General features: G+C 61.0%; 19 protein-coding genes. 12 read left to right on the top strand and 7 right to left on the bottom strand.

Translation table 11 applies throughout. The annotated features are described in order from the left end of the window. The first annotated feature begins 23 nt into the window (after positions 1–23). From PXH66_RS10515 to PXH66_RS10490, 6 genes are all read left to right on the top strand, one after another. The gene (locus PXH66_RS10515) at positions 24–677 is read left to right on the top strand and encodes a hypothetical protein (RefSeq protein ID WP_330928142.1); all 654 of its coding nucleotides are present in this window, start codon (positions 24–26) and stop codon (positions 675–677) included. Positions 678–816: 139 nt separating this feature from the next. Further along, positions 817–945, top strand: a complete 129-nt coding sequence (locus PXH66_RS10510; RefSeq protein WP_330928143.1) for a hypothetical protein — start codon at positions 817–819, stop codon at positions 943–945. A 398-nt stretch (positions 946–1,343) separates the two neighbouring features. Beyond that, positions 1,344–2,246, top strand: coding sequence for a hypothetical protein (locus tag PXH66_RS10505; protein ID WP_330928144.1), 903 nt, complete (start codon positions 1,344–1,346; stop codon positions 2,244–2,246). Further along, a complete protein-coding gene (locus tag PXH66_RS10500; RefSeq protein ID WP_330928145.1) occupies positions 2,243–3,070 on the top strand; it encodes an FkbM family methyltransferase in 828 nt (275 codons plus the stop codon). The genes PXH66_RS10505 and PXH66_RS10500 overlap by 4 nt, the downstream gene beginning before the upstream one ends. Before the next feature lie 163 nt (positions 3,071–3,233). Next, a complete protein-coding gene (locus PXH66_RS10495) occupies positions 3,234–4,478 on the top strand; it encodes a glycosyltransferase family 4 protein (protein WP_330928146.1) in 1,245 nt (414 codons plus the stop codon). Continuing rightward, positions 4,475–5,284, top strand: coding sequence for a glycosyltransferase family protein (locus PXH66_RS10490; RefSeq protein WP_330932356.1), 810 nt, complete (start codon positions 4,475–4,477; stop codon positions 5,282–5,284). Before PXH66_RS10495 ends, PXH66_RS10490 begins: the two co-directional genes overlap by 4 nt. On the opposite strand, the gene PXH66_RS10485 is transcribed toward PXH66_RS10490, so the two are convergent. After that, a complete protein-coding gene (locus PXH66_RS10485; protein WP_330928149.1) occupies positions 5,275–6,009 on the bottom strand; it encodes an FkbM family methyltransferase in 735 nt (244 codons plus the stop codon). The genes PXH66_RS10490 and PXH66_RS10485 overlap by 10 nt on opposite strands. Positions 6,010–6,011: 2 nt before the next feature. After that, on the bottom strand, positions 6,012–6,758 hold the full coding sequence (locus tag PXH66_RS10480; protein ID WP_330928150.1) for a glycosyltransferase family 2 protein: 747 nt from the start codon (positions 6,756–6,758) through the stop codon (positions 6,012–6,014). A 38-nt stretch (positions 6,759–6,796) separates the two neighbouring features. On the opposite strand from PXH66_RS10480, the gene PXH66_RS10475 reads away from it, so the two are divergent. Further along, positions 6,797–7,705: a glycosyltransferase family 2 protein gene (locus PXH66_RS10475; protein WP_330928151.1), complete on the top strand. Its 909-nt coding sequence runs from the start codon at positions 6,797–6,799 to the stop codon at positions 7,703–7,705. Positions 7,706–7,714: 9 nt separating this feature from the next. Here PXH66_RS10475 and PXH66_RS10470 read toward each other — a convergent pair whose 3' ends face one another. The 3 genes from PXH66_RS10470 to PXH66_RS10460 are packed head-to-tail and all read right to left on the bottom strand — an operon-like array spanning position 7,715 to position 11,935. Beyond that, complete coding sequence (locus PXH66_RS10470; protein ID WP_330928152.1) at positions 7,715–8,494, bottom strand: class I SAM-dependent methyltransferase; 780 nt, start codon at positions 8,492–8,494, stop codon at positions 7,715–7,717. Between the two features lie 9 nt (positions 8,495–8,503). Beyond that, positions 8,504–9,919, bottom strand: a complete 1,416-nt coding sequence (locus tag PXH66_RS10465; protein ID WP_330928153.1) for a sugar transferase — start codon at positions 9,917–9,919, stop codon at positions 8,504–8,506. A 9-nt stretch (positions 9,920–9,928) separates the two neighbouring features. Continuing rightward, a complete protein-coding gene (locus PXH66_RS10460; protein WP_330928154.1) occupies positions 9,929–11,935 on the bottom strand; it encodes an O-antigen ligase family protein in 2,007 nt (668 codons plus the stop codon). Between the two features lie 143 nt (positions 11,936–12,078). On the opposite strand from PXH66_RS10460, the gene PXH66_RS10455 reads away from it, so the two are divergent. The 5 genes from PXH66_RS10455 (at position 12,079) to PXH66_RS10435 (ending at position 16,832) form a co-directional block, all read left to right on the top strand. Continuing rightward, the gene (locus tag PXH66_RS10455) at positions 12,079–12,858 is read left to right on the top strand and encodes a glycosyltransferase family protein (protein WP_330928155.1); all 780 of its coding nucleotides are present in this window, start codon (positions 12,079–12,081) and stop codon (positions 12,856–12,858) included. Continuing rightward, positions 12,858–14,060 (top strand): 6-phosphofructokinase, encoded by a 1,203-nt coding sequence (locus tag PXH66_RS10450; RefSeq protein ID WP_330928156.1) that lies wholly within the window; start codon positions 12,858–12,860, stop codon positions 14,058–14,060. The genes PXH66_RS10455 and PXH66_RS10450 overlap by 1 nt, the downstream gene beginning before the upstream one ends. 5 nt (positions 14,061–14,065) lie before the next feature. After that, on the top strand, positions 14,066–15,373 hold the full coding sequence (locus PXH66_RS10445) for an oligosaccharide flippase family protein (protein ID WP_330928183.1): 1,308 nt from the start codon (positions 14,066–14,068) through the stop codon (positions 15,371–15,373). A 17-nt stretch (positions 15,374–15,390) separates the two neighbouring features. Next, entirely contained in the window at positions 15,391–16,218 is an 828-nt protein-coding gene (locus PXH66_RS10440; RefSeq protein WP_330932355.1) for a hypothetical protein, read from the top strand. Between the two features lie 65 nt (positions 16,219–16,283). Further along, positions 16,284–16,832, top strand: a complete 549-nt coding sequence (locus tag PXH66_RS10435) for a hypothetical protein (protein ID WP_330928158.1) — start codon at positions 16,284–16,286, stop codon at positions 16,830–16,832. On the opposite strand, the gene PXH66_RS10430 is transcribed toward PXH66_RS10435, so the two are convergent. Beyond that, positions 16,816–17,208, bottom strand: a complete 393-nt coding sequence (locus tag PXH66_RS10430; protein ID WP_330928159.1) for a VOC family protein — start codon at positions 17,206–17,208, stop codon at positions 16,816–16,818. The genes PXH66_RS10435 and PXH66_RS10430 overlap by 17 nt on opposite strands. 16 nt (positions 17,209–17,224) lie before the next feature. Next, positions 17,225–17,701 (bottom strand): nuclear transport factor 2 family protein, encoded by a 477-nt coding sequence (locus PXH66_RS10425; protein ID WP_330928160.1) that lies wholly within the window; start codon positions 17,699–17,701, stop codon positions 17,225–17,227. Positions 17,702–17,756 lie beyond the last annotated feature (55 nt).

The following is a 17,756-nucleotide window of genomic DNA, read 5'->3' as shown; positions in this document are numbered from 1 at the left end:
TGCTGGGTGGTATTCTCGGCGACATGAACTTCTCCCCTCGCTCCCGTCGTCGTCCGTCCCGCTCCTCCCGCACCTCCAAGGCTTCGAGCCGGGCGACGAATCTTTCGCCGGAATTGCTCTGGCACCACAACGGTCAAGGCCACCGGGTTACGCTCTGGCCGGAAGTCGCTTTCGAGAAGGAATTGTCCCCCGGGTTGTGGCGTCCCTATACGCCGGACGTGCGCAGCGATTCGTTCTGCACGGGGGCAGTTTCGCTGACGAAGCGTCACTGGCAGGCTTACTTGGAGTTTTGCCCGGTGGAGTGGTCGCAGCTGATTCAGCGTTTTTCGTTCCACCGTCTGCACGCCCTGGCCGCATTGGCCTACTGTCCGGCACTGACCGAGGACATTCTGGAGCATCCGGTGCTGGCCTTGGTCGCGGCGGCCCACTCCGATTTGCGCAGCGTCCTGCCGGAGTGGGGCGAACTCAATGCGGTGCGCGAGCGCAGCACGATTTTTGAGGTGTTGGGCTGGCTCGGGTTGCCTCCGACCCGGGCGTGTATTGACCATCTCGATCAACTTGATCCCGATCTGCCGGTGCGCGATCTTCGCCGTGTCCGCGATGTGTTGTGGCAGCACCACGAAGCGTCGGCGCGCCCGCTCGCTCCGGCGAGTCACGGTCACGCCCTGGCCGCTTGAGGGAAGGGGAACGCCGGGAGGGGCGGCCGGTTTTTGGCGAATCCGGGAACTATTTGGGGCGACGGGCTACGATACCGGTATGGCAAACAACAACCCAAACTCTGATTCGAAGCCAACCACGTCGGATACTTTTCGTCCGGTGCTGCCGCCCGATGAGGCCAAGCGCCAAGCGGAAAAGCTAAAGCGCGTGCGGGAGAATCTGGTCAACCGCGCGGAGCCGCAGGAAACCTCCGCACGGCCGGAAAAGACCGGTGGCGGCGACCGCTAGATTCGCAGCGTTTCGGCAGTTGTCGGGATTGTCGGGTTGAGTCAGCCACTTGCGCTGGCGGTCAGCTTCATTTGCCTGCGTGATGGGGTCTCCCGAGCGGCAGCGCTGCTGGGCCGCGTGACTAGAGGAAAGGAGGCGGGGTATGGGGATATGGCAGCGCAGCATGTGGGGTAAATTGAGACGAACCTGATTGAAATCAAACGTCGCACGCGAAACCAACTATGCGAATTTGTTTGGAACCTTGGGCTGAGTGATTCGAAGGGCGCTTAGCACTTGCGGTCTGGTGTGCCAACTGTGAGGTGGCTGGATCGAATGGTTGTCGAAAAATCGTGTGATCAGATCCTCCGCCGGGCGCTGCTGGACGCGGTGCACGATCCCGTTTACCCGCTGGTGGTGAAATGAAAACTGCCGTCGCCTTGATTATTTTCAACCGGCCCGAAGTGACACGGCGGACGCTGGCGGCGATCCGCGAGGCGAGACCGCCAGTGTTGCTGGTAATCGCCGATGGACCGCGGATCGGTCGTGACGGGGAAGCTGAGAAGTGCGCGGAGGTAAGGGCGCTGGTGGAGGCAGGGGTAAACTGGCCTTGTGAGGTGGAAACCAATTATGCGGATAAAAACCTGGGCTGCGCGCGGCGGGTCTCGTCGGGTTTGAATTGGGTTTTTGAACAGGTTGAGGAAGCGATTATTCTGGAAGACGATTGCCTGCCCGTGCCGACATTTTTTTCGTTTTGCGAGGAGCTATTGGAGCGATATCGCGATGACGAGCGGGTCGCGCAGATTGCCGGGTGCAGTTTTTTACCGGAAGGCGAGGGCTTCGGGGAAAGTTACTTTTTTTCGCGGTATCCACATTGCTGGGGTTGGGCAACGTGGCGGCGGGCGTGGCGGCATTACGACCATGGCATGCAGGCTTGGGAGGGGAAAAGGGAGGCATCGTGGAAAATTGCTCCGGCTCGGTCGGCCGAGCGCCGATTGTGGGCAGACTGTTTCGATGCGACTCAAAACGGAGAGCAAGATTCGTGGGCTTACCGGTGGACATCCGTGATCTGGTCGCGGGGAATGTGGTCGGCGAACTCGGCGGTGAACCTGGTCGCCAATCTGGGGTTCGGTGGCGACGCCACTCACACGGTCACGGGCCGGTGGGGAAACCTGCCGACCCGGGACACCGTGTTTCCGCTGATTCATCCGGAGGAGGTGGCAGGGAATGTAGAGGTCGATGCGTTAATTGGACGACTGGTGTTCGAGCCTTCCCCTTTTTTACTTAGGCTGATTGCGTTTGCGCGACGTATTATTCGCACATGAGCAGCATCTATCATCCACTGGGATTCTGGAACGGTTTGCTGAGACGACCCGCTTGGCATTTGCGTGAATATTGGCGCAGTGCGGAGTATCGGGCTCTGCATCGATTTGCGCGTCGGCTGGGGGGCTTACCGAGGCACAATGCCGCCACAGTATCTTTTGGCCAATACACGATCGAGTTATGCGACGGGCCCAGTTTTCTGAGCGCGTGGGACGAGATTTTTGTAAATCGTATTTACGAAGTGGCGGTTCGTGAGGGGGAAAAGCCCGTGTTGGTGGATGCGGGGGCGAACATCGGACTGGCGGCGTTGTTTTGGAAGACCAGGATGGGCGAATTCGACTATTTGGGGTTCGAACCTGATCCGGCGGTGGCGGCGTTGTGCCGACGTAATCTGGAGGCGTGGGGGGTTCGCGGGCGTCTGGAAGAACGGGCGCTGGCGGAGACCGAAGGGGAACAGTGCTTCGTGGCCGACGGGGCGGACGGAGGACGATTGACCGACGGGGAAGGCGATGGAGTTACGGTGAAAACGGAACGACTTTCCCAGTGGCTGCCGGAGCGAGTGGATTTGTTGAAGGTGGATGTAGAGGGAGCGGAGGGAGGCGTGTTGCGCGACATCGGCCCGTTTTTAGATCGCATCCGGAATCTTTTCGTCGAATGGCATTACCGTGCGGGGGAAGGCGGATTGGGGCGGGCGATCGCGCTACTGGAGGAGGCAGGGTTCGACTGTCATGTGAAGGTCGCCCAAGGACCCCGCCAGCCATTTATGCGGGAGCCAGTGTGCGGGAGGTTTTCGCAGTATTTGAATCTTTACGCTGTGCGCCGATGAAGCGGAACAGAGTAGGCTGCGATGCAGTTATTCAATCTGACTGGAACTACCTGAATATCACACCACTTTCGACGAATGGGGCAAATGCGACCGTGTATACGAGGAGCCGGAAGCAATTGCCTGACCAGCTTACGAGAATGGTTTCGAGGAGAAGGTTGAAGCCGTGAGGATATTGCACCTCAGTGCTTATGATGAGCTGGGGGGCGCGGCGAAAGCTGCATTCCGGCTGCATTGCGCGTTGGTGGATGCCGGCGAGGAGTCGCTGATGCTGGTGCGGCAAAAAGACTCGAATCGGGCGGATGTGATGGGACCGAACGGTTGGCTACAACGGGTCGCAACAAAGTCGCAGCGAAGGGCGGAGCGTTTGCTGGTGTTACCGCGTGCGGTGGAGGAATTTTCGGTGGGGAGTCTGGCGGACGGATTGGTGAAGCGGGTTCGTGCGCTGCGGCCTGATGTGGTGCACGTGCACTGGGTGTCGCATGGGTTTTTGCGGTTAGAGACCCTCGCGGAATTGGACGTGCCGATCGTGTGGACCATGCACGACATGTGGGCTTTTACCGGTGGGTGTCACTATGCAGGGGACTGCGAAAGGTATCGGGTGGGCTGCGGCAGTTGCCCGATTTTGGAAACGAAATCCGAAAGCGACGCTTCGAGGAAAGGAGTGGAACGACGACGAAAGATGGGTGATTTGTCGAAGATCCGATACGTCGCCCCGAGTCAGTGGATCGCGCAGTGTGCGTCGCAGAGCGCGGTGCTGACCGGCGCCGATGTGCGGGTGATTCCAAACACGGTGGGTGTAAGGGAATTTTCATCAGTCGATAAGTTGCAGGCACGACGTCGCCTGAGGTTGCCAGAGGAAGGGCGACTCGTGCTGGCCGGAGCAATGGCGATCGAATCAGGGGACCGCAAGGGAGCTGAGGATCTGCAACAGGCGTTGAGGCTCCTGGCTCGCATGACCTTCAAGGAAGGGGTGCCGCAGGTGGTGATCTTCGGAACGCCGAACCGGCGGCGGCTTCAGCGGAATGGACTAACCGTGCATGAGCTGGGTTACGTCAAGGGGGAGCGGGCGATGTCGGATCTTTATGCGGCCGCGGATGTATTCACGGCTCCCTCGAAGCAGGACAACCTGCCGAACACGGTCATGGAAGCGATGGCGGCGGGGACGCCGGTCGTCGCGTGCCGTGTGGGAGGAATTCCCGATATGATCGATGACGAAGTGAACGGGTTGCTGGTTGCACCGGGAGATGTGACGGGCTTAGCGGAGGCGGTGGCGCGACTTTTGAATGATGAACCGATGCGTTTGTCGATGGGCGGGGCGGCGCGTGAAAAAGTGGAACGGTGCTATTCGCGGGAAGTGGTGACGGCGGCGTATCGGGCATTATATGTGGATTGCGGGGTGAGAGCGTGAAGCTGCTGGTTGTGACACCCACGTTGGGGGATTCCCTTTGGCTGGACGAGACGGTAGCGAGTGTGGCGCGGTGCGCACCCGGGAGCCGACATGTGCTTGTGACGCGGGGAGAGCGAGTGGACGAATTGGCGGGGCGATTTCCTCTCACGGCCGTGGTGGCGGAGGCGGGGCGGGGTATGTATGCGGCGATAAATGCCGGTCTGGCGGCGGAAGGAGATTGGGATGCGTTTACCTATATCAACGACGATGACGTGCTGCTATCTGGGTTTGCGCGGTTGTGCACACGGGTCGCGGCGGCGAAAGGCGAGGCGGTGATGTTTTATGGGAGGGTCCGGTTAATCGATGTGGAGGGTCGGCGGTTGGGAGGGATTCCAATCAGCACGATGCCGGCTTGTAACCGGGCGCTGTATGCGGAGAGGCTGGAGCCGGTTTACCAACACGGGACGGTAATCACGCGGGCCGCGTGGGATCGGGTGGGGGACTTTGATGGCGAGCTTCGATTGTGCGGTGATTCGGACTATCTTGCACGGGTGTGTCTGGCCGGGGTGGCAGGAAAGTTCGTGCGCGGTGAAGTGGCGGCGTTTCGCCTGAGGCCGAGGCAGCTGACGCAGAATCGGGAGGAAATGGAGACGGAGCGCTCGGCGGTGGATGGCAAACTAGGGCTACGCAGAGATGTAGGCCAATGGCGTCGTTGGTGTGCGCGAATCGGGTTTCGCACGGCCAATCTGCATCTTTATGCGGAGCGGGTGGCGAAGTATGGGTGGAAGCGTTTCGACACGGTGATCACCGTATCCGGTCAGCGGTAGGCATCGCTGGTGAACAACGGGCTGGTGGTCGGGGCGAAGGCGAGGTCCATTTGCCAGAGGGCACCATCGGTGGGACGGCGCATAGGGTCGGCGAGATCACAGCAGCGCAGACCGCGCGCCTCGAGCCAGGCGCAGAGTTCGTGAAAACGCAGACAACCCGGTTGCAGTTCAAAATTGTAGGCCTCGACGATCAGGAGATCAGTCTGCGGCAACATGGCGGTGGCGCCTTCGAGAATGGGAAGCTCGTGGCCGTGGGTGTCAAGTTTGAGCACGTAGGGCCCAGTGAGTTCGTGGGCGGCAACGACGTGATCAATTGTCTCCATCGGCACGGAACGGGTCCCGGCCGAACCCGTCGCGGCGACGCCACTGCCGTCCAGATTTCCCTCCACGGCGAAGGTGATCTCGCCGACTTCGGCGCCGGCCGCGGCAGCTACATGTTGAAAACCGTGCGACCTGGCGAGGTCCGCCAGCTCGGTGACGCGTTCGGCCAACGGTTCGAACAGGACGAAGTGAGCAGACGGAAAGTGGCGGTGCGCCAACTGTGACCAGCATCCGTTGGACGCGCCGATGTCGATGACGGTGCTGGGTTTTATACCTCGCGATGCCGCCCTGGCTAGCAGCCCATCCATGTCGAAGACGTCGCGCTTGAGTTGCAGCGAAAGGCCCGCGGGAGCGAGCAACGCGTTAGCGAGGGCTTTGATTTTGGTGCGAAAAGAGCGGGCCATGGTCAGGCGGAACGAAGGGTGCGTCTCAGTTTCTTGCGCACAAACCGCACGCACGAGACAAAATCCCATGGGAGTGATCGCCACAGCGGGAAATGTCGGTGGCGCACGGTGATTTCCTCGCCGTAGCTCACCCAGTTGCCGGCGTCGCTCAGTCCGCCAGCCTGGCAATGAGCCACTAACACATCAGAGCGATCGACGACGGCGCCGGCTCCGATCAAGCGCAGATTGAAATCGTAGTCAGCCGCCACCCGTAGAACCGCATCAAACTTGCCGTGGGCGGTGATCCGGCTGCGGCGGTAAAAGGTGGATTGATGATGTAGCGGATTGCGGCGAATCGGATGCAAAGGCGGGCGCGTCGCGTAGAGACGACCGTCGGAATAGCGTGCTTGGGCTCCGACGATGTCGTGCGAGGTGGCACGAAGTAGCACGGCGATTTTTTCGAGCACGTTAGGGGCGGCGAGACGATCGTCGGCCCCGATGAAGTAAATCCACTCGCCGCGAGCCGCCGCGATACCCGTGTTCATCGCGTCGTAGACACCGCTGTCGGGTTCGGTGCACAGGTGCGCGATACGCGATGTATGTTCGGTCAACCAAGCGGCGGTGCCGTCGGTGGAAGCGCCGTCGATGACGATCAGTTCGGTTTGTGCCGCGAGCGTTTGGTGCCAGATGCCGGCCAACGCGTCGCGCAGTGGTGCCCCGGGATTACGGCAGACCACAATGATACTGATCAATGGGGTGGGGGCTGGCATTGCATCCGCTGAATCAGCCCACACGATGCGCGCTGTCGATGCCAAACCCTGTTCCCATTCTCTCCGTCATCATCGTCGCCTACAAATCTCGCACCGAAATCGAGGCGTGTTTGGCGTCGATCCCGAGGCGAATTGATGATCGGGCGGTGGAAGTGGCGGTGGTGGACAACTATCCAGCTGATGGCACCAGCACGTTCGTGCGGGAGAATTTTGCGCACGTTCGAGTGATTGATCCTCCGGGCAATGTCGGTTTCGGCAAGGCCAACAACCTGGGCTTCGCCGCAACCACGGGTGAGTGCGTGCTGTTTTTGAATCCCGATACCGTGTGCAACGAAACCGCGTTGACGGCGCTGGTGAACCGGGCGCAGACGGAGGACAATCTCGGTGTCATTTCCCCGCGGCTCGTGCAGGCGGATGGCTCGATGGATTTGGCCTGTCGTCGCTCGCTGCCGACCGCATGGGACGGATTCTGCCGGGCGAGCGGATTGGCGGCCCGCTGGTCACGCACGAAGTGGTTTGCCGGATACAACCTGACGCACCTCCCGGAGGACGAAACTTACGACGTCGGCGCGATCAACGGGGCCTTCATGCTGGGTCGACGGGCGGTATTCAATCAGGTCGCGGCCCCGACGCGACATGCCGTGTTCGACGAGGCGTTTTTCATGTATGGCGACGATCTCGACCTGTGTGCGCGCATTGGCCGTGCCGGTTATCGCGTGGTTTACGATGGGCGTTACGATACGGTTCATTTGAAAGGCCAAAGCGTGGCGCGCGACTACGACGCGATGTCCACGGCGATTTTCGACGCCAACCGTGACGTCTATTTAAAGCACTTCGCGCCGCACGTTTTCGCCCGGTGGAAGTGGCAGCTCATGTTCGGACTGTGGAAACGCGTCGCGCTCTGGCGTGCCCGCCGTCGCGGGCATCAACGGGTGAGGCCGGTCTGATAAGCCACGCTATGTGGCGACAGTGTTGGTGACAGAGATCGCCGCTGACCAGTCGGGGTCGAACGGGATCGTGTGGTCTGAAGCCCAAAAGTAGAGGTTGTGGCGCTCCGGGAATTTCGTCTCGAAGACGCGCACATGAAGGAAGTGGGGAGTCAGAAACTCCAGGAGGTCCGTTTTGTCCCGGAATTCGTATTCGTGGTGCGAAAGCGATTTCTCGCCGTCCGCCCGCTCGACGATGGTGTAGCCACTCAGAACGCCACCTTCGGTCAGCCGTGCTTTAATGTTACGCAAAATCGCGGCGGTTTCCGCCGGAGTGAAATGCTCGATAGCGGCATCCCACACGATGTTGTCGAACGTCCCATCTGGCATGGAGTCGCGGATGTCAGCGAGGCGAAACTCAACGTTGGGAGCGTGGTTTTTACGCCGCGCCGTGGCGATGGCAGCCGGATCGAAATCGCAGGCGATCACGCGACGCGAACGCAGGCTGTAGAAATTACGGGCGTTGAAGCCATCACCGCAGGCGAGTTCCAGCACGTCGCCACCCCGCAGCGCGAGTCCGCCGAACACCCCGCGCTCGACCCAGAAGGAGCTGCGCGTGGCCAGCCATTGGTAGTGCAGGTCCAGGTGATGGTCGAAGTGCTCGGGTTGCGGCGCGACGCGCCATTGCAAATTCATCAGGCGACGGTGGGCGCGCGATGCCCAAGTGGCCGCCATGGCGGATTCCCATTGCAGCAGAGTCTCCCAAAATGACTTGGTGGCGACGAGGAGACGGTGCTTCAAGCGGAACATGGGAACAGTTTAAGCGGCTCCGCTTTTCCAGCGCAGGAAGGTCAGGCCGATGATTTGCAGATCCAGCCAGTGGGACCAATTCTCGATGTAGTAGATATCGTAGCGGATGCGCTCTTCGAGGTCGGTCGCGCCGCGCAATCCGTTGATTTGAGCCCAGCCGGTCATGCCGGGTTTGACGAGGTGGCGCGGCATATAGTGGGGGATGCGTTTGGCCAGATGGTCGACGTGATGGGGGCGTTCAGGACGCGGCCCGACGAGACTCATTTGGCCGCGCAGGACGTTCCAATATTGCGGCAGCTCGTCGAGGTTCCATCGCCGCATGATCGCACCGATGCGCAGGAGACGCGTATCACCGACCCGGGTGCTTTGATTGTCGGCGTCGTTGGCGTCGGCATCGGGACGCATGCTGCGCAGCTTGTAGAGCGTGAACTCCTGATGATCGGCTCCGACGCGGGTTTGGCGAAAGAGCACGCTGCCGTGGGGCGATTCGCGCCTGATTAACCATGCGAGCACGCCGATGACGGGGGCGGAAACCACGAGTCCGACGGTGGCGCCGATCACGTCGAGGAGGCGTTTCACCATGCGATTCATCAAACGAGAGATGGCGAGATCCTCGACGCCCACGACTGGCACGCTGCCGACAGTCTGCAGACGCAGACCGCTGAGAAAAATCGGGAAGGCCGCCGGCATGACCTTCCACTCCGCGTAGGCCTGCTCGCAGGTGGAGGTGATCTCGGCCAACTCGTCGGGGTCGAAATCGAGGCGAGTGGCGAGCAGCACGTCGATTTTTTCCGAGCGCAATATGGCGGCCAGGTTCTTTACCGGCCCCAGCGTGCGCAACGAGAGCGCGGTAGTATCGTCGGTTACGCATCCGACGAGTTGATACGGATGCGAACCACCGGGAGGGATGTCGTTGAGGAGGGTCTCGGCCGACTCGTTCCAACCGAGTAAGGCGACGCGCCGTTGGATTTTGGGGAGCCAACGCGGGTGGGTGGTGACGCGGTAAAACAACTCCCGCCACAGCCATAGCAGCAGCAGGGTGGAGAAGCCGCCAAAGACGACAAACAGGCGCGAGATGGGTGGATCGAATTTGATCACCAGCGAGAACGCCATGTAGACGACGACCCAATACACCGTAGCGCGGGCGAGCAGATTGAGCGCGTGTTGTTTGCGCAACAGCATGCGTCCGTCGTAAAGCCCACGCTGGGCAAAGGCGGCTACGAGGAAGATTACACCCACGAGCAACAATGGCAGATATTGGCCGTAGGTCGCCCAGGGCACGTCGATGCCCAGAGCGGCAAAGGCGGAATCGTAACGCAGCCAATACGCCAGTGACAGCCCGGCAAACGCCACCAACGTGTCCCCGATCAGCAGCGTGGCGGGCAGAATGGAGTCCCGCAGGGGGTTGTTGGACGACGCGGCCATGCTTTGTCGTTAGTGAATCGCGATGCCGGCGGGGTCCAGCAGCTTCAGCAACAAGGGCCCCGGCAGCCACCCCTTGGGTGGAAGGGTGGTGGCTTCTTCCCCGGCCTGCGGCTGACTCTCTCGCACGTCATACAGGTCAATGGGAGGCGGGATATCGAGATTGCGCATCAACACGGGATAACCGGTGCGCTCTCGCCGATACGACCGTTGGTCCTCTGCGTTCACGCGTCCGATCTGATCGACAGCGGCGATGAGATGGTTGAGGTGCTCAAGGCGCCATGTCGCCCCCTCGGGGAGTTCGTAGCCGATGATTTTCAGCAGCAGGCGAAATTGCTGTTTGGTGGCGTGACGCTGAGACTCCATCGCCTCCAGGTTCCACCACTGCGAAGTCATGAAACGCGGGTCGTTGACGCACTCCACGGCGAAGCAATGGGCGGCCGTCACGGTTTGTCCTTGATTCAGCCGAGCCAGTCCCAGACCAAAATACACGCCCCCCTTGTCAGGAACGAGCAGGGCCGCTTGACGAAAATGCCATTCGGCCTGCGCGGGATTGGCGACGACGAGCAGCCAGCCGAGATTGAAATGGGCGAGCTCCTGATCGGGATTGGCGGCCAACGATGATTGCAGCAGGGCAATGGCTTCACTCGATCGCGCCGGATCGGTGGCGATTTGCAGAGCGGTGGTGTTCATCGCGGGAGTTGGGTCGCGCTCACCACCGATGCCCACCGCCAAGCCGATGCTGAAGCACGTCGCGCCGGCCGCCCAACGCGGACGTTTCCCCCAGCTTTTAATTGCGGACGGCGCGAGCATGGCGCCGGACGCGGCGATGGCCGCCACCACGATCGGCAGGTCAAGCTGATGATCTGTGAGCGCAAAAACACCGTAACCGACCAAGGCCACTGCGGCGGTGGGTTCGCGGCGCCACGCGAATCCCGCGAGACCGAGTAGCATGGTGACGCTGCCCATGCCGAGTGCACCCAAACCCGCCCAAAGCTCAATCGGCGTGCTGTGCAATTGCAGCACATTTTCCGCCCCGCCATCGAGTTGGGCTCGCACCCGGGGATAAACGAGCGGTGTCGCGTGCAGGCCCCAGCCGAAGACCGGGCGAGCCCGCCCGAGTTGCCAGCCGGCATGGATCATGGCGCGACGTTGCACCGAGCTGAGATTGGGGGCGGCCGCGGGGTCGGCCGACTTCAATGTGGATCGCACGCGCGGATTCGTGAGCGCGAAGGCAGCTCCGAGGACGATCAAGATCGCGCCGGACCAGATTAACCGGCGACGGGGCAGTCTCAGCAGCAGCAGTCCCAGCCCGGCCAGCACGCCCAGCCCCAAGATGCCGCCACGGCTGCCGGAGGTAAACAAAGCCGCGAGCCCGAGCAACGTGATGATGCTCCACCCCGCGCGGCGGAGTCCCCTTGATTGAACGGCCGCCCGGACCAACCAAGGCAGTCCGAGCAACACGGCGCCGGCGGTATAGTTGGAATGTCCCAAGGGATGCGCGTTGCGGATATCCATCAGCGTGGCAAAGCCCGCGCCTTGATGCAGTAGGTCGTGCGCGTCCTGCGTCCATGCGACCATGCTGCGGAGCACCAACAAAGCGCTGCCGATCGCCATGCCGGTTGCGACGATGTCCCGGAACCCCGTGAGCGAGTTGATGCGCGCATGAAGCCACAAAAACAGGGCGATTCCCGCCAGCACCGGCGCAGACCACCACCACACGATTTTAGTGTAAGGGCTGAGCATCGCACTGATCAGCACGGTAGCGAGCAACGCGCCAAGGAAGATGGACCATATGCGTGTCGGTGGCGTCCAAGATTCGTCCGAGGCCACCCGAGCACAAAATCCCATCATGGGAGTTAGCAGCGTGATCGCATAAACGTATTTCCACGGTGTCGAGTGGATCAACGAGCTGGCAGGCTCGGATAGTGAAATCAACGCGAGTCCCGAGAGGCCGATGATCGCAAACGCCAGTTCGGCGGCGCGAAAAGGCGATTGGGTTGACGCAGAAAGGGGCACGGGCGGAGCACAAAGCGCGAGCTGAGTGCGTGCGAGCCTGATTTATATGTAACCTCAACCGGGCCAACACCTGTGGATGAGGTCTCGCCAAGGCGCGACGGACGGTTTTCGATCCGCACCTCACCTCGTTTCACGCACGCACTATGAATTGGATCATCCCCATGGCCGGCCGCGGCACCCGCACGAGCGATCTCGGATTGTTCAAGCCGTTTATCATGGTCAACGGGGCGTCGATTCTGGAGTGGTTGCTGCTTTCGCTCAGCGTTCACGTCACGGAGGCTTCGCGATTTGTCTTCGTGACGACCGCAGCGTTTGAAAAGGAATTCGATGTTCGGGCAACGATTCGCGGCAGCCTCGACCGTTGTCGGATTCGCGCCCCGTTTGAGGTCGTGCTCGCCCCGGATGTGCCGCCAGGACCGGCCAAGTCGGTCGCGTTTGCCGTGGATGCGCTCAAGGGCGAGGACGGCATGGTGACGATCGTCAATGTCGATCAGTATGTGCACTTTGAAATCCCGGCGGCGATGCACGACGTCGTTGCGCCCAGTCAAGCGGGCTACATGCCGCTTTACGCCGAGTTTTCGTCCAAGGCCAGTTACGCGCAGATCGACGGCGGACTCATCACGCGAGTGGTGGAGAAGGAAAATATTTCCAACCTCGCGAGCGCCGGCGTCTACGGCCTGTCGTCGGTGGCGTTGCTGGCGCACATGCTGACTCAGCACTTCGCCTCCGGTGAAACCGTGAAGGGCGAGTATTATGTGGGCCCGGCCTACAACCACCTCATCCGCGAAGGCGTGCCGATTCATCCAGCGGGCACGATGGCCAAGTTCGATCTCGGCAATCTGAAAGGCATCGACGTTTTCAGCCATCGCTTGCAGCACAACAGTTGCCGCTTCAACCCCGCGAGTGCCCCCGTCGTTTTCTAATGCCACGCCACGTTCTCATCACCATGTCGGGCGGCACGACTTCGGTCATCAACGCCACGTTGTGCGGCCTCATCACCGGCGTGCGCGAGCACCTCGGCCCCGACGTGCGCGTGCTGGCGGGCCAACCGGGCATCCTCGGATTGCTCGAAGGCAACGTGCGTGACCTGACGGCGATCTCGGACGCCGATCTTGCGCGACTTTACCGCACGCCGACCTCGGGGTTTATCGGCACCACCCGAGTCGAGCCGGTCGACGAGACATGGCGTGAGCGCCTGCGGCAACGTTTCGCGGAGCATGATGTGGGTTATTTCATCAACATCGGGGGCAGCGGCACGATTCAGCAGTCCCGCAAAATTGGCGAGCTGGTCGGCGACGAAATCGCCATCGCGGCGGTGCCCAAGACGGTCGACAACGACTTTGGCGATCCCGCGTTCAGCGACACCTATTTCACACCGGGATTCCCGAGTTGTGCGAACTACTGGCGGCACAAGACGCACATCATGAATCTGGAGAACCTCGGGGCGTGCAGCCACGACCAGATCCTGATCGCACAGACGTTTGGGCGGCAGACGGGATTTCTCGCGGCGTGTGCGCGACTGGCCGATCCGCAGCGCGAAATGCCATTGATCCTCTTGCTGCCGGAGAATTTGCAAACCCCGGCGGCGGTGGTGGCGCGATTGCAGGAAGTGGTGGCGGCGCGGGGGCGGGCAATCGTGGTGATGTCGGAAGGCTACGATGTGGCCGACTTTGCCAAGCGTTTCGATGCGTCGGGTCAGATCATGTATGGATCGACGGATACAACCAATGCGCAGCTGCTCATGGCCGCATGTTTCGAGGCTGGATTGAAGGCGCGGGTCTTCCTGCCCGGTTTCGATCAACGCAGTGACAGCCGCTTCGTTTCGACCATCGATTTGGAAAGTGCGCATGGCGTGGGTCGGCATGCGGTGCGCAGTTTGGCGGCAGGTGAGCGATCATTCTTCGCGTCGGTTTGTCGCATGCCGACCGCGCTCAACGGGATCGGTTTCAAGAGCCTGCCGTTTGCGGACCTGCCTGCTGACATGCACCGTCGGCTCAAACCCGAGTGGGTGGCGACGGGCGAGTTCGACGTGACGGATGCGTTCGTGGACTACGCGGCGGACTTGATCGGCGAGGGTCAGATCGCGGTGCCGAATTCCCAACAAGGCGACTTCTTCGCCTATTGAGCACGATGCCGGCCGTGGAGTCGTCCAACCGGACCAAGATCCTGTCGGTCCTCGTCGAACGCGGATTGGCGCGAGGTCTGGCGTTGGTGGGTTTCGTGCTGGTGGCGCGGTGGTTTGGCGCGGAGGAGTTTGGGCGGGTGAGCTACGTCTTTGCGCTGGGCGCGTTCTTCGCGCCGATCAGCACGTTTGGTCTCGGCAACGTCATGCTGCGTTACTTCGGCACCGGGCTGCAGTCGCGGGCCGTGAGCCTGGCCGGACGTTGGCGACTGATCTGGGGCGGCGTGTGCTTCCTCCTGTTTCCCTGGGTCTATCAGCTCATGGCTCCGGACAACCCTTTGCCGATGGGCTTCGTGTGGCTGTTCGCCACGATGTTCCTGTTGGCGTGGCTGACGGTCGGCGAAGAGTGGATGTTCTTTGCCAAAAACAACCGCAACCTGATCGCGGCGGGACTCGCGGGATCGGCCGGAAATTTGTTGGTGCGATTGGGCGTGATTGTTGTGGGCGGCCCGGTGGGCTGGCTGTTGGCGGTGCCCACGGTGGAGACCTTGATCAAGGGGGCGATCAACTGGTTCGGGGCGCGCGGTCGATTGTGGGGCCGGCGCGAGGAAACGCCGGACGTCGTTGTCGAATCGATTGATACAACGCCAGTCGGTCGCGCCATGTGGCGGGACGGAATCAATTTCACGCTGGCGGGAATTTCGGTGCTCATTCTCACGCGAATGGATTTGGTGATGTTGGGCAAACTCGCCGGGGAGCGGGAGGTTGGCATTTACGCGGTGGCGGTGCAATTGGTGGACATGGTGCCGATGGTGCTGGTGATTTTGGTGCGGATGCTGGGCAGCGACTTGGTGACCTTGTTCCGGCGCGGGGAGGAGGTCTTCGTTGACCAAGTCAGTCGCGTTCTCGGACCCGGCATGTGGGTGCTGGCTCTGGCGGCCGTGATCATGTTCTGGGCGGGACCGTGGCTGGTCGGAGCAGTTTTTGGTCCAGCCTTTGCCGAGGCGGGTCGACCGATTGCGGTGCTTCTGCTGGCCCAGGTTTTCGTGTTTGTCGGGCTGATGCGGGGCCAGTATCTGGCGTTGGTGCAGGACTCGAAACTGGGCGTCTGGGCGACAGCCATCGGCGCATTGACAAACATCGGCCTCAACGCCTGGGCGATTCCGCGCTTCGGGGTAATGGGAGCGGCCGGAGCAACGTGCGCGGCGCGCATATTCATGTCGGCGATAATACCGATGTTTGTGCCGAGTCAGCGCATATTTAACCGCGCGTTGGTCAAGGCGTTGTTGCGGCCGTGGGGAAGGAGCGCGCTGTGATGCGATTGGCGGTGCTGATGAGCGGACCGCGACGCTACGCCCCTTTGGTGCTGGATCGGTTGCGCGAAAAATTGCCCATGGACTATGCGGTATTGGTGCATCTCTGGCAGATGGAGGACGGTGCCAAAGCTCGCGATAACTACGACTTCGAAGTCGACGCGTTGCGGGCCCGACCGGAAGTGACGTATCTGGTGGAGGAGCCCGGTTATCAACGGAGCGATTTTCCCGAAATCGTGGGCGAGTCCAATTCCGGGAGTCCACCGCACAACACCATGGGCATGTTTCTGGCGATCATGCACCTGTGTGGCGTGCTACGCACTCAGCGCGAGTCTTATACCCACGTGCTCCGCATTCGCACCGATTGCCTTCTGCATGACTGGGACCTCGGTCCGGCCGCGAGCGGCGTCAATCTTGTGGCAGACAATCCAGGCCTACCGCGGGCGTGGATATGTGATCATTTATGGTTCGGTCGCATGCGGGATTTTCTGGCGGTGTGGGATTTCGGTTCGCGGGAGAAACTCATCGCTGAATACCTGAGGGCGCGGCGAAATCCGGAGCGGCTGTTGGGCCAGCGCGTGCGTCGGACCGAAGTGACGGTTGAACGTCAGTTTGCGCGCTGGGTGCACTACAGTATCATCTATGCGCGACCCATGGCACTGGATTCGGCGTGCCTGCAGCAAGCGGTGCGCGAACGGTCCCCGGAATCCATTTTTGCCCACTCTGAAAAGTGGCACGACTCTGCCGCCTGCTGGGCACACTACCGGGGCTTCCCGGTGGTGCCGGACCACCTGACGCCGTGGAACCGTTTCAAGCAGTGGTGTGTTGATCGGTTACGTGAGCGGTAGAGAGAGAAAATAGACGTTCTTGGCCGGTGCATTTGTGGTAGTCGTCTACACGACCAAACGCAGCCATGCTTGGAAACGTGATGAACAGCTTGAAAGCGGCGCAGGGGATTCGACCTCTGAGCGACTACGTGGTGATCAATGAACGGGCTCACGCTTACCAGACCGTCCGTTTTGAAGTCATGTTTGAGGAGTGGAAGGGGCAATCGTATGTCCGCTTCAAAACCACCAAGTTTCGCGGATCGGGCAAAAATGGTCGCGAACGCAAAGCCTTCGCCTGGCCCGTCGAGGATGCGAATGAGCCGGTGGAGTTGCAGGCGTGGGCGGAGCAGATTCTGGCTGCCACCAAACCTGGTGCGGAGGTCCATGACCCGCGATGGGCGATCGGACGACTGTTCGACAACCTAACCGGGTCACATTGGGTCAACATGATTCCGGAACTCGCCCGTCAGCCCGGTCCACCCGAAGTCTTTTTACGAGTCCGAATCTATGAGACCAAGTGGGGTAAAACCGTCACGTTGATTGAGGATCGTGCCGGGCGTTCACAGCTGTGGATGACGGTGCCAATCGAGACGATTGTAGCGCTGCGCGACCATCGCTTCAACGAGGTTCGATAAGGTCCCAGAGGTTGCCGTAGAGGTCGCGGAAGACCACGACTTTGCCGTAGAGTTCATGGCGGGGCGGTTGGGTGAAAATAACGCCGGCCTTGGCGTATCGCGTATGGTCGCGTTCGAAGTCGTCCGTCTGGAGGAAAAACGAAACCCGGCCGCCGGTTTGATCACCGATGCGAGCATGTTGCGCGTCGTCGCTCGCGGTGGCGAGGAGGAGGCGCGTGCCGGTCGAGCCGGGTGGAGCAATCACGACCCAGCGTTTGTTTTCGTTGGGCAGGGGCGTGTCTTCGATCAATTCGAAGCCCAGTTTTCCGACGTAAAACGCCAGCGCTTCATCATAATCGCGCACGACCAAAGCCACGGTGGCGATGGACTGTTTCATTTTGTATCGTCTCCGTTCAGCCTTCGCGCATGGGGGAGTAGTCGTAGTGGTCGAGGTGAAGCAGCACCTTGCCGTCGACGATGCGCAGGATGGTTACGGCGGGTAGATCAAAACTGAATGACTGGCCGGCTTTGCGCCCGATCATCGCGCCATCGACGGTCATGTGCGAGGTGCCTACGAGCACCACTCGATCGTGGTAGACGATGTGCTCCCGGGTCTTGAACTTGAAGTCCTGAATGAGCGACCAGCCAGTGCGCATGGCTTCGACGATGTTTTCGCCGCCTTCGACCGTGAAACTCTGTCCCCACATGCCGGCGGCGGTCGGGTCATCAAAAACCGTGGACGGCGTGTAGAACGTGGCCAGTTCCGGGTAGTCCTGAGCCGTGTAGGCTTCCATATACGATTCAGCGACGGTGAGAAGTTCTGCGGAGCGTTCTGCCGACAGGGTCAGCGGTAGCAGCAGGAGGCCGAGAAACAAGCGGGGTAGAGTCATGACGTCGGAAATATGGCGGCGAGGTATGCAGACAACGGACCCGGGCTAAACGGGG

Origin of the sequence: Synoicihabitans lomoniglobus, from assembly GCF_029023725.1 — a bacterium.
In the GTDB taxonomy this organism is placed as follows: domain Bacteria; phylum Verrucomicrobiota; class Verrucomicrobiia; order Opitutales; family Opitutaceae; genus Actomonas; species Actomonas lomonigloba.
Note: the sequence above shows the minus strand (reverse complement) of the source record. Positions and strands in the feature narration are given on the sequence as shown.

Bases quoted from the DNA above. Each gene is read 5' to 3' on its own strand.
- PXH66_RS10435 (WP_330928158.1), top strand. From the start codon at position 16,284: ATGCTTGGAAACGTGATGAACAGCTTGAAAGCGGCGCAGGGGATTCGA.
- PXH66_RS10430 (WP_330928159.1), bottom strand. From the start codon at position 17,208: ATGAAACAGTCCATCGCCACCGTGGCTTTGGTCGTGCGCGATTATGAT.
- PXH66_RS10470 (WP_330928152.1), bottom strand. From the start codon at position 8,494: ATGTTCCGCTTGAAGCACCGTCTCCTCGTCGCCACCAAGTCATTTTGG.
- PXH66_RS10465 (WP_330928153.1), bottom strand. From the start codon at position 9,919: ATGGCCGCGTCGTCCAACAACCCCCTGCGGGACTCCATTCTGCCCGCC.
- PXH66_RS10515 (WP_330928142.1), top strand. From the start codon at position 24: ATGAACTTCTCCCCTCGCTCCCGTCGTCGTCCGTCCCGCTCCTCCCGC.
- PXH66_RS10485 (WP_330928149.1), bottom strand. From the start codon at position 6,009: ATGGCCCGCTCTTTTCGCACCAAAATCAAAGCCCTCGCTAACGCGTTG.
- PXH66_RS10425 (WP_330928160.1), bottom strand. From the start codon at position 17,701: ATGACTCTACCCCGCTTGTTTCTCGGCCTCCTGCTGCTACCGCTGACC.
- PXH66_RS10500 (WP_330928145.1), top strand. From the start codon at position 2,243: ATGAGCAGCATCTATCATCCACTGGGATTCTGGAACGGTTTGCTGAGA.
- PXH66_RS10505 (WP_330928144.1), top strand. From the start codon at position 1,344: ATGAAAACTGCCGTCGCCTTGATTATTTTCAACCGGCCCGAAGTGACA.
- PXH66_RS10450 (WP_330928156.1), top strand. From the start codon at position 12,858: ATGCCACGCCACGTTCTCATCACCATGTCGGGCGGCACGACTTCGGTC.
- PXH66_RS10455 (WP_330928155.1), top strand. From the start codon at position 12,079: ATGAATTGGATCATCCCCATGGCCGGCCGCGGCACCCGCACGAGCGAT.
- PXH66_RS10440 (WP_330932355.1), top strand. From the start codon at position 15,391: ATGAGCGGACCGCGACGCTACGCCCCTTTGGTGCTGGATCGGTTGCGC.
- PXH66_RS10475 (WP_330928151.1), top strand. From the start codon at position 6,797: ATGCCAAACCCTGTTCCCATTCTCTCCGTCATCATCGTCGCCTACAAA.
- PXH66_RS10445 (WP_330928183.1), top strand. From the start codon at position 14,066: ATGCCGGCCGTGGAGTCGTCCAACCGGACCAAGATCCTGTCGGTCCTC.
- PXH66_RS10480 (WP_330928150.1), bottom strand. From the start codon at position 6,758: ATGCCAGCCCCCACCCCATTGATCAGTATCATTGTGGTCTGCCGTAAT.